Genomic DNA, 13,846 nt, shown 5'->3' with positions numbered 1-13,846 from the left:
CTTTGTTGTTATGGCAGGCGTTCGAGAAGATGTGGCGACGCTAGAGGCGGATCGCCGTGGATGTCGGCAAGCAGCGGCCGGTCCGGGTCGATGTCCGGAATGGCCGCGATGAGTGCCGCGGTATAGGGATGCTTGGGCCGCGCGAAGACCTCGGCGCAGAGGCCCTCCTCGACGACTTCGCCGCGGTACATGACGACGACCCGGTCGCAGAGATTGCGCACGATCGCCAGGTCATGGGCGATGAAGATCAGCGTCAGGTTCATCTTGCGCTTCAGGTCACGAAACAGCTCGACGATCTGCGCCTGGATGGTCACATCAAGGGCGGCGACGCATTCGTCGGCGATGATCAGCTTCGGATCGACGGCGAGCGCCCGGGCGATGCCGGCCCGCTGACACTGGCCGCCACTCATGCTGCGCGGCTTGCGGTCGGCAAACTCCCGCTCGAGACCGACGAGATCGAGAAGCTGACCGATCCGGGCGGGTATCTCGGCAACCGGCGTCGCCCCTTGGACCCTCAGCACTTCCGCCAGCATGTCGCCGATGCGCATCCGCGGATTGAGGGCGTTGTAGGGGTCCTGGAACACCATCGCAGCCTCGTGGCGCAGCTTGAACAGCGCCGCGCTCTTCTGCTGGGCGAGATCCACGCCCTCGAAGCTGACATGGCCCGAAGACAGCGGCGTCAGGCCGAGGATGGCGCGCGCAAGCGTGCTCTTGCCGCTGCCGCTTTCGCCGACGACGCCGACGCTCTCGCCGGGCATGATGCGCAGGCTGACGCCCGCAACCGCGCTGACGGTCTTGCCGCGCGCGCCGAACAACCCGCCGCCGCTTGCAAAGCGGACGTGCAGGTCGTCGACCTCGAGCAAGGGCCGGATGGTGGCGGCTATTGGGGCTGCTTCAGCAGGGGCTGGCCCACCCTCCGCCGCGATCGACGGATGGCTGGCGATCAGGCTGACGGTATAGGGATCCCGCGGCGTCGACAGGACGGTGCGCTTCGGCCCCTCTTCCAGCAGCCTGCCGCCACGCAGCACCGCGATCCGATCGCAGGTCTGGGCCACGACGCCGAGGTCGTGGGTGATGAGGATGATCGAAAGGCCGCGCCGATCGCGGATGTCCATTAACAGACGCAGGATCTGCGCCTGAATGGTGACATCAAGCGCCGTCGTCGGCTCGTCGGCGACGAGGATCTTCGGGTCGCAGGACAGCGCCACTCCGATCATCGCCCGCTGGCGCATGCCGCCGGAAAATTCGTGGGCGTAGCTGTCATATTGCCGTGCCGGATCCGGCAGCCCGACCTGCGACAGGATATCGACGGCGGCAGCCCGCGCGTCCCGGGCGCTCGCCCCCTGGTGATAGCGAATACCCTCGGCGATCTGGTCGCCGATGCTCATCACCGGATCGAGATGGCTGGTGGGGTTCTGGAAGATCATGCCGATCTCGGCGCCGCGCACCTTCAGCATCTCGGCGTCGCTAACCGCGGTGAGGTCGCGTCCTTCGAGCAGCACCGATCCGCTTTCGATCCTGAGACGCGACGACGGCATCAGCCGCACCAGCGAGCGGCAGAACAGGCTCTTTCCGGAGCCGCTTTCGCCCACCAACCCGACGATCTCGCCCTTGCGGACATCGAGCGAAACGGCGTCGATCAGTGTGCGGACACCGTCCGGCAGGTGCGACTTCACCGTGAGATCGCGGACCGAGAGAATGGGATCGTTCATTCGTGCACCCCGAAGACTTCGCCGAGCGCATCGCCGAGCATGCTGAAGCCGAAGGCGAGGCAGACGATGGAGAGGCCCGGAAACAGCGTGATCCACCAGGCCGTCGTCACGAAGCTCTGGCCTTCGGCAACCATGACACCCCATTCGGCGACCGGCGGCTGCACGCCGAGGCCGAGATAGCTGACCGCCGCGCCGCTGAGCAGCACAAGGACGGCATCCGACATGGAGAACACCAGCGACCCGGCAATGGCATTCGGCAGCAGGTGGCGGAACATGATGCGGGCACGACTGAAGCCGAGGCTGACGGCGGCAACCGCATAGTCGCTGCTTTTCAGCACCAGCATCTGCGCCCGGATTAGGCGCGCATAGGACACCCATCCTACCAGCGCCATGGCGATATAGAAACTGCCGAGGCCCGGGCCGAGGATGGCGATGATCGACAGCATCAGTACGAGAAAGGGAAAGGCGAGGATGATGTCGACCAAGCGCATGAAGATCGCATCGACAGGCCCGCCGAAAAATCCCGCGACGGTACCGACCGTCGTGCCGATCAGGAAGGGGAAGAGCACGCCGATGACCGCGATCTGCAGGTCTATCCGGGTCCCCCAGATCACGCGCGACAGGATATCGCGGCCGAAATTGTCGGTGCCGAAGGGATGCAGCCAGGTCGGCGCCTGCAGCCGGACATCGGCGCCCTGCAGGATCGGGTCGTAGGGTGCAATCAGCGGCGCAGCGATCGCCACAAGCAGGAAGAACAGCAGGATGGCGAGGCCGACCACCAGGGTCAGCCGCCCGCCGAAGAAGCGGTGCCAGCGCAATGCCAGTGGCGCGGAGGCTTGCACAGTCATAGGCGGACCCTCGGATCGACCGCGACTGTGGCGATATCGGCAATGAAATTGATGAAGACGGTGGCGCAGGCAAAGACCATGGCGACGCCTTGGACCACCATGTAGTCGCGCGAGAAGATGGCGCGGACCAGCAGCTGACCCATGCCCGGCAGGGCAAAGACCGTTTCGACGACCACCGTTCCGCCGATCAGCCAGCCGATGTTGACGGCCAGGAGATTGATCGTCGGCAGCAGCGAATTGGGCAGGACATGACGCCAGAAGACGGTGCGCTCCGGCATGCCGCGCGCCCTCACCGCCGTTGCGACGTCGGATTTCAGACCCTCGATCATCGCCGTCCGCAGGCTGCGGGTGAGCACCGTCGACAGCGACAGCGCGATGGTCAGGCTCGGCAGCAGCAGATGGGCGGCTTTCTCGCCGATCGTGCTGCCATAGCCGGACACCGGCAGCCAGCCGAGATCGACGCTGAACAGAATGATGAGCATCAGCCCCAACCAGAAGGGCGGAAAGCCGATGCCGAAGGTCGAGACGATGCGGATGATATGGTCGGGGGCACGCCCGTTGCTGCGCGCGGCGATGGCAGCAAGCGGCACGGCGATCAGCACCGACAGCACGACGCTCGACGCGACCAGCGCCACGGTCGGCTCGATGCGCGTCAGGATGAGTTTCAGCACGTCGATCTTGTAGAGGATGGATTTGCCCATCTCGCCATTGGCAAGATTGCGCAGGAAATAGAAATACTGCAGCCACAGGGGCTCGTCCAGGCCGTACTGGGCTCGGATATTGGCGATCGCCGTCGGCGTGGCGCGGGTGCCGAGGATATTGCGCACCGGATCGCCGGGGATGAGCCGCACGAGGATGAAGGTGATGACGCTGATGCCGAACAGCACCGGCACGAATTGCAGCGGACGGGTGAGGATGAACCTATAGCGATGCATCGCGGCAAGTGCCCCTTCGCGTTCGCATGGAAGCGTCTTTGATACTCTGCATTACCCGGCCCTGTGACGCGAGAGAAAGTCTTGAAGGACCGGATAATAGTCGGCCGGGTTTTCATAGAAGGGCATATGGCTGGCGTTGGTAAACACCTTCAGCTCGGCATCGGGCAGCGCCAGCTTCATGCGCAGCGCACAGGCCGGTGTCAGCTCGTCATGCTCGCCGGTGGTGATCAGCACGGGCAGGGTCAGACGGGGCAGATCGGGGATCCGGTTCCAGTCCTTGAGGTTGCCGATATAGAGGAACTCGTTGGGGCCCTGCATCGCCATGTAGGGTGCCATGTTCCAGTCATCGAGCGAGCGGCGGACAGGCGCCGGCCATTCGGCAAGCCGGCACACGTGGCGATAGCTGAGGATCGTCAGCGCCGCCTGATATTCCGGATGGTCGTAAGTCCCTTGCGCCTCGTGCTTCTGCATCATCGCCACGGTCTCGGAGCCCAGCGCCGACCGCAGGCGGTCCAGTTCCTGGATCAGATGCGGCATGTCGGCGACGGTGTCCTCAAGGATGAGGGTGTGGAGATTGTCCGAATATCGCAGCGCATAGTCGATCGCCAGCCACCCGCCCCAGGAGTGGCCGAGCAGATGGACCTTGCCGAGACCAAGGGCCTTGCGGACGGTCTCTGTCTCCTCGACATAGCGCTCGATGGTCCAGAGCGCCGGGTCGGTGGGTCGATCGGAGGCGCCGGTGCCGAGCTGGTCGAAGGCCACAACGCGATAGCCCTTGGCGGCGAGACAGCTGTGAGCCTCGCGCAGATAGTCGCAGGGAAGTCCCGGCCCGCCGTTCAGGCAGAGCACCGTCTCGTCGCCGCTGCCAAAGCTGTAGGCGACGACGCGATAGCCGTCGACGTCGACCTCATAGCGCGCGTCCGGCTGCATTTCCTGCCACATCATCACACTCCCGCAAGATTTCCCTTGCTCAACATTTGTGCATGGCTAATTTTTTACCGGAAACCGACTGGGTTACCAGCTATAAGAAGTGATAGGTCGACATGAGACGGCTGAGGAAAAAGCGATGCTAGATGAGATTGGCACAATCCGGCGACAGTTTTACGCCCATACGACCCTCGACGGGCGCATCGACCAGGCGTTCGAAGCGGCCAAGCAACTTGGCTTCGAGGCACTGATCTACGACTATACGCCGGTGCCCTATGACCTCTCCGGCGGCATCATGATCCCGTCATTGCTGAAGCTACGCAACATTTCCGAGGATATGCACGAATACTGGTACGACCGGGGCTATTTCCGCTTCGACCCGGTCCAGCAGGTTGCACTGCGGACCTGCGCGCCATTCTTCTGGGATTACAACCCTAGCGCCGACACGCCGATCAATCGCTTTATGAGCGAGGACAGCGCCCCGGTCGCCCGCTATCTCAGCGAGCGTGACATGTCGACCGGGGTGACGGTGCCGGTCCACATGCCGCGCGGCGACTATGCCACGGTCACCGGCGTTCGCTTCGGCCAGCACCGCGATGCCGAAACACACGCGCTGCGCACCATTGCCGACTTCGGGTTGCTTGCCCAAGTCTTTCACGAAGCAGCCTTCGAGCTGTTCGACCAGGCTGCCCTCAGCGTCGGCAAGATGCGGTTGACAGAGCGTGAGCGCGAATGTCTGCGCTATTCGGCGGAAGGGCTTTCCGCCAAGGAAATTTCCCGTATCATCGAGCGCTCGGTGCCGACGGTCGTCATGCACCTGAATGCCGCGGCAAAGAAGCTGGGCGCCAAGAACCGCACGCAGGCCGTCGTTCGCGCCACCCATTACCGGCTGCTCGACAGCAAGCCATCCTATAACTTGTGATAGCTGCCGGTGTGCCTCCGGCGCCTCTATGCTGGCCTTTTGCTTCTGAAGGATGGAGATGCAGGTGGCCGACGTGACCTCGAAGGAAGATTATCTACCGTTCCGCACATACAAGACATGGTTTCGGATCACGGGATCCCTCGACAGCGACAAGCTGCCCCTGGTGGTGGCCCATGGCGGCCCCGGCTGTACCCATGATTACGTCGACTCGTTCAAGGATATCGCCGCGCTCGATGGCCGGCCGGTCATCCATTATGACCAGTTGGGCAACGGCAACTCCACCCGCCTGCCGGAGATGGGGCCGGACTTCTGGACGCCTGCCCTGTTTCTGGAGGAGCTCGACACGCTCCTCGACCATCTCGGCATAAGGAACCGATACGCATTCCTCGGCCAGTCCTGGGGTGGGATGCTGGGTGCCGAGCACGCCGTGCGGCAACCGCCGGGCCTGAAAGCGCTTGTCATTGCCAACTCGCCTGCCGACATGCACACCTGGGTTGCCGAGGCCAACCGCCTGCGGCTCGAACTGCCGGCCGAGGTTCAGGACACCTTGCTGCGCCATGAACAGGCCGGCACCCTCACCGATCCCGAATATATCGCAGCCTCGCGCGTCTTCTATGATCGACACGTCTGCCGCGTCAGCCCCTGGCCGCCGGAAGTGGCGCGCACCTTCGCAATCATGGACGAGGACAACACCGTCTATCGCAACATGAACGGACCGACCGAGTTTCATGTCATCGGCACGATGAAGGACTGGACCATCGAGGATCGGCTCCACCGCATCGTGGCCCCGACCCTGCTGATCTCAGGCAAGCACGACGAGGCGACACCGCTGGTGGTCAAGCCCTATGTGGACCATGTTCCAAATTGCGAATGGGTGCTGTTCGAACATTCCAGCCACATGCCGCATGTCGAGGAAAAGGAACTCTGCATGAGAACCGTGTCTGAGTTTCTGACCAGGTTCGACCGCGGATAGCGGAAGGTCCAGCCAAAAGCTTGTTCAGGTCAACAGCACAGGCCGCTCGAAGGAACGCAGTTCCGTGTCTGACTGCCCCTCTCGTCAGCCGAAGAGCGCCTGTATCGGCGGCGCAGACATTAAAATGCCCTGGCGAGTAGCTCGGACCACATTTGCTGTTGCGGCGAGGGAATGAATTGTGTATCCCCGCCTCACCAGAAGTTCGGAGTGTAGCGCAGCCTGGTAGCGCATCTGGTTTGGGACCAGAGGGTCGGGAGTTCGAATCTCTCCACTCCGACCATTATTTTGAAAACTTAGCCGGGTTAAGTTCTTGGGAGCGTTGCGGGAACCCCGCTCCGCTTCACCCATTACCCAGCTGGCCTAGCGCGGTCCCGCTCCACTCTGTCAAGACGCTCACGGAGCTCAAGAGTACGGTCGCGGGTCGATTATGTGTTCGCCGCATCTTTGTTCTGTCGATCGTTCTGACGCTCCAAAGCTTGAAACCGCTGTTCATAGCCTGAGAAGACGCGCTCGAGTTCGGCGCGTGGGACCTGGGCTGTGTGGAGATCGGCCAAGGTGTCGTCGGTACGCTTGCGATCCTCAAGGCCGCGATCGGTGCGCCATTTTAGTTCCTGCTGGGTCACCATGGACGTGACGACCGTCGACAGGCTGGCCTTTGTGTTGGATGCCTCTAAGCGAGCATCCTCTCGTACCTGGGCAAAATTGTCCTTGATGGGCTGTAGGGCGAAGTAGCGAAGCCCCCAAAGATCGTAATGGCAACCGTGCTGAACCCGATCAGCAGCGGCCATTGGGTACGGCTCCCCCCTCGGAAGTCATCGGCAAGCCCACGCGGCTGCGAGGCGATGTCCGTAAAGCCTTGACGCATCCGGACGTCGATATAGGCAATCTGGCGGGCATGGTTGTGGACCCGCTCGGATATGTGGACGTAGCGGGCATCATCATTCATCCCGGTCATGTCGCCTTTTCCAATCGTTGTTTTCACTTCCGATAAACGACCTTCTAATATTCCAGTTCATTGCTTGGAGAAGTTACGCCGCGAGACCCCGCCTCCGGTTAGGGTAGCGGGGCTGGATGTTGAGAACCCACAGATGTGATTTGGGTGGGTGGTGAAACTCTTTCGCCCCATCACTCGTCTGCCGGTAATGGAAAGACCAAAGTTCAGCTTTCGGGTCATATATTCTGTTGCGGGTGCAATTCTTGCGATATGGGCGGGGTTAGCAGTAGAGATCTGCCACCTTCTTGGCTGGCTTTGACGATCAGGCCCAATGAGAGCCTGAGCTTCGAACCGTGTTTGGCGTTGTTTCTGTCAGTATGACGATCGCTGATAACCCGTCAGGTTTTCCGCTCATGCCTGAGGCATAGGGTGTGCTCTAAAACCAACCGGTTGCGGTAAGTGATAAAACGCGCCGGTTCGTTGTTGGCAGCAGCGGCGAGTAACTTCTCGGTCAAATAGTCGACAGCGGCCTCTAAATGAGCCGTTTCAACAGTCTGGTCTTCGGCTAAAATTCTAGCAGCAAATTTTGGCATAGGAGTTCATCTCCATTGTGGAATGGAGCAATAATACATCTCTTGTTAAGGATGATCATAGGCATTTTGCGTGATCATTTCTGACAAGTTAATACACACAGGCCGTGTGCCGATCTCGGACATATCTGCTATATTGATGTGATCAGGGACCTGGGGTCTGTTGCCAGTTGGCAATCTGCATAGAAAATGATCTGTGATTTTCGGATAGGTTGGAGCAAAAAATGGCCTGGAAGCGCTTAGACACCCAAGATGTACTTAATGTTAGGTACTATCCCCATAGAAAACGGCTTAAGGCCCATCTCAAATCAGGCTACTCCGCCGAATACATGCCTATTTCTGAAGAAAGATACTCCCAACTTGTAGCCAGCGGCCACCATCACGACATCGATATATTCTTCAGGAATATGATTACCCCTTACCAGGTCTCGAAACGGCCAACGCTTAGGTTCACCGCTATAAAAATAGCGAAACGAGCAGCAGCTGCAGCCGCTGTCATAGCGTTTGTCGTTCTTCTTGGGCTTTGGAACTCTGGTGTGATGTCTGCTTACCTCACTCACATCTTTCCGGCCGTTGCTGGTTAAATGCGGTTCGTGGCGAGGGCTAGGCGCGGAAAACAGTCGTCACGATTTGTTTGATGTTGTGCCGGATTTCCAAGTTTGGAATCAGGTACGCAGCTTGCGCTGCCCGATAGGTATCGCGGGCAGCGTTAAACGAACCGACCCATAGGATCGCGCTTGAAAGTCCCGCGATAATCCAAATCTGTAATCTCATGCAATCCTAGTAGGACTTTTTCGGCCGGCCAGCAATGGTGCCGGGTAACCGTTTGGGCTCACGCTGATGTGATTAAAGCTTTCGCAATGGGTCACGACTCGTTAAATCAAAGCCAGAAGATGCAGCCATCTCAACGCCGGGAGCCTTACGGCAAATGCGAGCATTTGCCTGCCGGCCAGTGGATAGCCGGGAATGCAGTAGCGTTACCCGGGGTGAGTATTGCCCTCGCCTGCCGCACCTTCGAGGTCAGCGAGACCTGCTATCGTTACAGTGCCAAGCTGAGCGAGGAGAACGAACAGATCGCCGATCTCCTCATTCGGCTGACGCGAGCAAAGGAAGAGCTGGGGCTGCGGTCTGTGCTTCCTTTACCTGCGCAATATCCGGGGGCATCTGTGGAATCACAAACGGGTCTACCGGTAATACGCGAGTTGGAATTGAACCTACGGATCAAGCCAAGAAAGCGCTTGAAGCGGAACAAACCCGATACGCTGACCGTCCCGGATCAACCGAACATGGTCTGGTCGATGGACTTCATGGCAGACCGCCTGGAGGACGGCAGGCAGTGCAGGTATCGCGTCCCAGACTCACAGGAGTTCGCTGGCCGAGTTGGTGAGTTCGAATGTCGCTAGGCGGCATTTAGTCCCGTGGCTTAGCCATACCGTCGCCCGTCTTTCCCGGACTGCGAGACCAACCTTACCAACGGGAAGAAAGCCTGCTTTCGCAGGGAGTGGATACGAACCACCTTTCTCACCTGGTCTAGGTCGAGGAGGAATTGAACCTCACCACCAGAAAAATGATTGTTGTCGGCGGCGTCCAGCGTTTTAGGTCCGCGCGGTACCCACAACTTTGGAGCTTACACCTCCGAACGGGTGAGGAGATAGTCAAGCCCGCCGAGCCTATACCACCGGTAGCCGTAGGCATCGAGCAGCAACCGATGGTGCCCTTCACTGTCCGCCTCACTATTTCCGCCATCCATTATGTCGATGAGTTTCGCACCCTCCCCCACGGCCTCGTTGGGCCTGATCATGAACTCGACAGGTTTCGGATGAAGGTTATGGATGACCAGCACGGAGTTGTTGCGCCAGTCGTAACGTAGAGCCAGGACCCCGTCGTCTCCAGTGTCGACGACCGTGCATTCTCCCCACCCGATCTCTGGCGCTTCTTTGCGCATCCGGATCAGTCGTTCCATCCAGTTGAGCATCGAGTCTGCGTCGCGGCGTTGGTCGGCAACGTTGATATGCGGATAGCCGTACGGGCCCTCGTTGATGACCGGCAACATCGGTTTGTCGCTTTTCGTGAACCCGGCTTGAGGCTCCGTCGACCACTGCATTGGCGTTCTTGCGCAGTTGCGCTCAGGCAGGTTCAGGTTGTCACCCATGCCGATCTCGTCGCCATAACGCAGAACCGGAGTGCCAGGCAGCGAGAACATAAGGCTATAGGCCTGCCGGATGCGACGTGGATCGCCTTCTAGCATCGGAGCCAGGCGACGCCGGATGCCTCGGTCGTAGAGCTGCATACCCTTCTCAGGCCCGAAAGCCGCGAACACGGCGTTGCGCTGCCTATTCGACAGCCGTCCCAGATCGAGTTCGTCGTGATTGCGAAGGAACATGCCCCACTGGGCGGTCTCCGGCCGGGGCTTCGTATCATTCATTGCTTTAACCAAGGGCCGGGCATCGGCTGCGGCCAGCGCATAAAAAAGTGTCTGGTTGACCTGGAAGTTGAACATCATTTGCATTCGGTCGCCGTCATCGCCGAAATATTCCAAGTCAGTCTCAGGCAAGACGTTGGCTTCCGCAAGGATGATTGCATCGCCACGGCGCCACTGCAGGAACTCCCGAAAGCGCCGTAGCATGTCATACTGCTCTCTCGGCTTCGCGACATCCGCGCCCTTCTCGGCGATAACGAATGGGACAGCATCCATGCGGAACCCACACACGCCAAGCTGGATCCAGAAACCCATGATCTTCAGAATTTCCGCCTGAACCAGCGGGTTGGCGGTGTTGAGGTCAGGCTGGAAATCGTAGAAGCGATGGAAATAGTAGGCCTTCGCCTTCTCGTCGTATGTCCAAGTCGATTTCTGGACACCAGGAAAGACCATGCCTGTATCGGCATTCGCAGGCTTTTTCTTCGACCAAACGTACCAATCGCGATAGGGTGAGTGCGGATCGGCGCAGGCTGACTTGAACCAAGCGTGCTCGTTTGATGTGTGATTGACAACCAGGTCGATCAAAACCCGAATACCACGCTGTTTGGCCGCATGCGTAAATTCTACGAAATCTCCGAGTGTCCCATAGCGCGGATCGACGTTGTAGTAATCGGAGACGTCGTACCCATCATCCCGCCCCGGAGATGTTTGAAAAGGCATGAGCCAGATAGCAGTGATGCCAAGACCGCTGAGATAGTCCAAGCGGCGCATCAGGCCTTGGAAATCGCCCGTTCCGTCGCCGCTGGAGTCCATAAATGAGCTTACCGACAGGCAGTAGACGACGGCGTTTTTATACCAGAGGTCATTTATCAAATTGATTTTTCCTTCGGTCCGCTGACGGGTCTGCCCATCATGACAATAACTTTCTTGAGACGAATGCCTTCAAATAGGCGCTCACAGGTGACGGGCAATGCCATTAGCTTTCGCTTGATGAACGAGCTGCGGAACCTTCTTCGCTCTGCCAAGTCAGATTGGGCGAGGTCAGATGATTCCCTATCCGCCACTCGATGCTTTGAAACCCGTCGGAAACGGCATCTGGGTCGTCGACAGCGGCCCGATAAAGGCAGGCGGGTTGATACCCCTACCCGTCCGAATGACAGTAAAGCAACTGATTGACGGCAGCATCGACCTTCATTCTCCAACCCACTCTGATGAAGGACTTCGCCAAGAGATTGAGAAGTGCGGGGCTATCCACCACGTGGTCGCACCTCAGCCAAACCTGTCACTGACGTCATGCAAGCAGGATCGCTTCACGACGGATTGCTACGGCTGCCGCAACTGATGCACCTCGGATCGGAGGCGGGTCCGGTCGTTCACTGAACTCTCGCCAGATAAACAGCGTCAGCTCTGCCCCGTCAGTTTTGGTCTCACCACGTCCATCCGCGAATTGTTCGAGCGCCCTATAGCGCTTATCCTCCCAGAAAAGGTCTTCGACCCACTCGTAAACCGGAATAGCGTGGAAACGAATTGGATAGCCTGGAGAGTGACCGAAGCGGCCGAGATATACCCGTTGTACGCCAAGCATTTTCAGCGCTTTTTGAACGACCTCAAAAACAATCCCCCATTGAACCCAGGACCTCAGCTGGAAGATCACTGAGATCATTCGTGGCCTTTATTGACGCGATGATCAGATATCCGGGTACGGCAGAGTTGACACGATGGTTTAGACCAGTGAGATTCCGGGCGATGTGAAGGCGCGACGGTATTTGCTGTGTCCGGGGCATGGCGGCAATTTATCTAGATTTACTCGCGCTGCAATGTCCGGTGTTCGCGCAATCCGGCCATACCTGTGGATCGATGTCACCTACCTGAAGGTTCGTCGCGGGGGGCGCATCGTCTCTGTCGCGGTCATCATCGCGGTGGGCTTCAACACCGATGGCCGAGGTGAGATGCTCGGCATGGATATCGGGACATCCGAGGGCGAAGCGATCTGGACGGAATTCCTGCGCAAGCTGACAAGGCGAGGCCTCCGCGGCGTCAAGCTCGCTGTCTCCGACGCCCATGAAGGCATAAAGGCCGCCGTTTCAAAGGTTCTTTTCGCCACCTGGCAGCGCTGCAGGGTTCACTTCATGCGCAGTGCATTGGCTCATGCCGGGAAGAGCGGCGCAAGCTGGCCCGCCGGGGTTTGAGGGGGCGGCGCACCGAGGTGGCGAGCATTTTTCCCAACGAGGATGCCATCATCCGTCTCGTCGGCACTCTGCTGCTCAAACAGAACGACTGTGGGCAAAACGCGCACCTTCCCAAGCGGGCGTCATTTCCATTTTTTCTACCGCCTAAGTGGACATTCCGTGTGTTCAGCTCACAAGCGTTTGTTACACTTTCGCCGGCTTGAGAAGGGATCATAGACCTGTCTGGCGCGCTTGGCGGCAATCCTGCGCGGAGCGATACCGCCGAGCAGATAGACAACAGCACGCGACGCTTGCGTTTTTGCCATTTGCATCACAGAATCGATCTTTGCAAAGTTAGCGTTACAAGACAATTTTCATGAGGCTGCCTTGATCTTCGCCGAGCAACTCGATCATCTGCCCGCAACAAAACGCCGCGAGCTCGCTCGCGTCGTGAAGATCATATTTGAGGAGTTTGGGGACGCCCAGAAAGCCAAACTTTCCGAAAAGGGTCGCGCGGGACGGATTCTGAAGCTGATTTTGTTTGGCTCCTATGCCCGTGGCGACTGGGTTGAAGACCACGACAGCGGTTATCGCTCAGACTATGACCTGTTAGCCATCGTCAACACTAGGAGATTTGCCGAGGAGAACGACGTCTGGCTGAAGATCGATGAACACCTAACACAGGCGTTTGCAATTACCCATCATCTCCAGACGCCGGCGAAAGTCATCGTTCACAGCTTGCCTGACGTCAATGACAAACTTGCCCGCGGCCTGCCCTTCTTTGTCGACATCGCCCGCGATGGCATTATCCTATATGAAGCCCCTGGTTATCCCCTGACCGAGCCGAAGCCACTGACGCCAGAGGCTGAGCACCAAGAGGCTCAGCGACACTTCGGCCAGTGGTTTCCTAATGCTGAAACGTTCGCAAAAGGCGCAAGCTTTTATCTCAGTGAAGGAGACCTGAAACACAGCGCTTTTTTGGCTCACCAATCCGCAGAGAGCTTGTACCATTGCGTCCTTCTCGTCCTCACTCTGTATTCTCCAAAATCGCATCGTCTCGGGATGTTGAGGACCCGTGCGGAACGCATAGATCCTCGCCTGGTCGAAGCCTGGCCGCGCGACACAAAGTTTGCGACGCGGTCCTTCACGCGGCTTGATCGTGCCTACGTCGATGCCCGGTATTCGGCTCACTACGAAATCACAAAGGAAGAACTTGATTGGCTTGTCGACCGCATCAAGCAGCTCAAGGAAATCGTAGCGGCGATTTGCGCTGAGCGACTCAATGGCTAAAGCTGGCGCCACCCCAAGCTGCAGGCAATCCTTATCTTGAGAAGCGTCTTACCGGAAGCAACACCGGTCGGTCCCGATAGACGAGACTACGTCAAGATCTGCCGTAGCGGGCTCAGCCCCCACCTCCC

The 13,846-nt window shown here is 58.9% G+C and carries 11 protein-coding genes, 1 tRNA gene and 4 pseudogenes; 8 read left to right on the top strand and 8 right to left on the bottom strand.

Annotated features, from left to right (window positions below; genetic code table 11):
* Positions 1-8: 8 nt before the first annotated feature.
* From VH564_RS21455 to VH564_RS21440, 4 genes are read right to left on the bottom strand one after another with little or no spacing between them, the layout of a single operon-like run.
* Positions 9-1,712, bottom strand: coding sequence for a dipeptide ABC transporter ATP-binding protein (locus tag VH564_RS21455; protein WP_423341882.1), 1,704 nt, complete (start codon positions 1,710-1,712; stop codon positions 9-11).
* On the bottom strand, positions 1,709-2,560 hold the full coding sequence (locus VH564_RS21450) for an ABC transporter permease (RefSeq protein ID WP_423341881.1): 852 nt from the start codon (positions 2,558-2,560) through the stop codon (positions 1,709-1,711). The genes VH564_RS21455 and VH564_RS21450 overlap by 4 nt, the downstream gene beginning before the upstream one ends.
* Positions 2,557-3,495 carry an ABC transporter permease gene (locus VH564_RS21445; protein ID WP_423341880.1) on the bottom strand — a complete coding sequence of 313 codons (939 nt, stop codon included), beginning with the start codon at positions 3,493-3,495 and terminating at the stop codon, positions 2,557-2,559. The genes VH564_RS21450 and VH564_RS21445 overlap by 4 nt, the downstream gene beginning before the upstream one ends.
* A 51-nt stretch (positions 3,496-3,546) precedes the next feature.
* Complete coding sequence (locus VH564_RS21440; RefSeq protein WP_423341879.1) at positions 3,547-4,437, bottom strand: proline iminopeptidase-family hydrolase; 891 nt, start codon at positions 4,435-4,437, stop codon at positions 3,547-3,549.
* A 124-nt stretch (positions 4,438-4,561) separates the two neighbouring features.
* Here VH564_RS21440 and VH564_RS21435 point away from each other — a divergent pair, with 124 nt between their 5' ends.
* From VH564_RS21435 to VH564_RS21425, 3 genes are all read left to right on the top strand, one after another.
* On the top strand, positions 4,562-5,344 hold the full coding sequence (locus tag VH564_RS21435) for a LuxR family transcriptional regulator (RefSeq protein WP_423341878.1): 783 nt from the start codon (positions 4,562-4,564) through the stop codon (positions 5,342-5,344).
* 58 nt (positions 5,345-5,402) lie between these two features.
* The gene (locus tag VH564_RS21430; protein ID WP_423341877.1) at positions 5,403-6,317 is read left to right on the top strand and encodes a proline iminopeptidase-family hydrolase; all 915 of its coding nucleotides are present in this window, start codon (positions 5,403-5,405) and stop codon (positions 6,315-6,317) included.
* A gap of 203 nt (positions 6,318-6,520) precedes the next feature.
* Positions 6,521-6,597 (top strand) — tRNA-Pro (locus VH564_RS21425).
* 145 nt (positions 6,598-6,742) lie between these two features.
* Here the strand turns inward: VH564_RS21425 and VH564_RS21420 are convergent.
* A complete protein-coding gene (locus VH564_RS21420) occupies positions 6,743-7,105 on the bottom strand; it encodes a hypothetical protein (protein WP_423341876.1) in 363 nt (120 codons plus the stop codon).
* A gap of 544 nt (positions 7,106-7,649) precedes the next feature.
* Positions 7,650-7,844, bottom strand: coding sequence for a hypothetical protein (locus tag VH564_RS21415; RefSeq protein WP_423341875.1), 195 nt, complete (start codon positions 7,842-7,844; stop codon positions 7,650-7,652).
* A 221-nt stretch (positions 7,845-8,065) separates the two neighbouring features.
* On the opposite strand from VH564_RS21415, the gene VH564_RS21410 reads away from it, so the two are divergent.
* Positions 8,066-8,425: a hypothetical protein gene (locus tag VH564_RS21410; protein WP_423341874.1), complete on the top strand. Its 360-nt coding sequence runs from the start codon at positions 8,066-8,068 to the stop codon at positions 8,423-8,425.
* Positions 8,426-8,737: 312 nt separating this feature from the next.
* Positions 8,738-9,184 (top strand): annotated as a pseudogene (locus tag VH564_RS21405) (IS3 family transposase); the annotation flags it as partial.
* Positions 9,185-9,468: 284 nt separating this feature from the next.
* Here the strand turns inward: VH564_RS21405 and VH564_RS21400 are convergent.
* Complete coding sequence (locus VH564_RS21400; protein WP_423341873.1) at positions 9,469-11,133, bottom strand: alpha-amylase family protein; 1,665 nt, start codon at positions 11,131-11,133, stop codon at positions 9,469-9,471.
* Positions 11,134-11,305: 172 nt separating this feature from the next.
* Here VH564_RS21400 and VH564_RS21395 point away from each other — a divergent pair.
* Positions 11,306-11,530 (top strand): annotated as a pseudogene (locus VH564_RS21395) (hypothetical protein); the annotation flags it as partial.
* Positions 11,531-11,551: 21 nt separating this feature from the next.
* Here VH564_RS21395 and VH564_RS21390 read toward each other — a convergent pair.
* A pseudogene (locus tag VH564_RS21390) lies at positions 11,552-12,044 on the bottom strand (HIT family protein).
* Between the two features lie 57 nt (positions 12,045-12,101).
* Between VH564_RS21390 and VH564_RS21385 the strand changes: the two are divergent.
* Positions 12,102-12,413: pseudogene (locus VH564_RS21385) on the top strand (transposase); the annotation flags it as partial.
* Between the two features lie 402 nt (positions 12,414-12,815).
* Positions 12,816-13,718: a HEPN domain-containing protein gene (locus VH564_RS21380; RefSeq protein ID WP_423341872.1), complete on the top strand. Its 903-nt coding sequence runs from the start codon at positions 12,816-12,818 to the stop codon at positions 13,716-13,718.
* The last annotated feature ends 128 nt before the right edge of the window (positions 13,719-13,846 follow it).

It is taken from the genome of Rhizobium sp. HT1-10 (assembly GCF_049472505.1).
Classification (GTDB): Bacteria; Pseudomonadota; Alphaproteobacteria; order Rhizobiales; family Rhizobiaceae; genus Rhizobium.
This window is presented reverse-complemented; position numbering and strand designations above follow the sequence as displayed.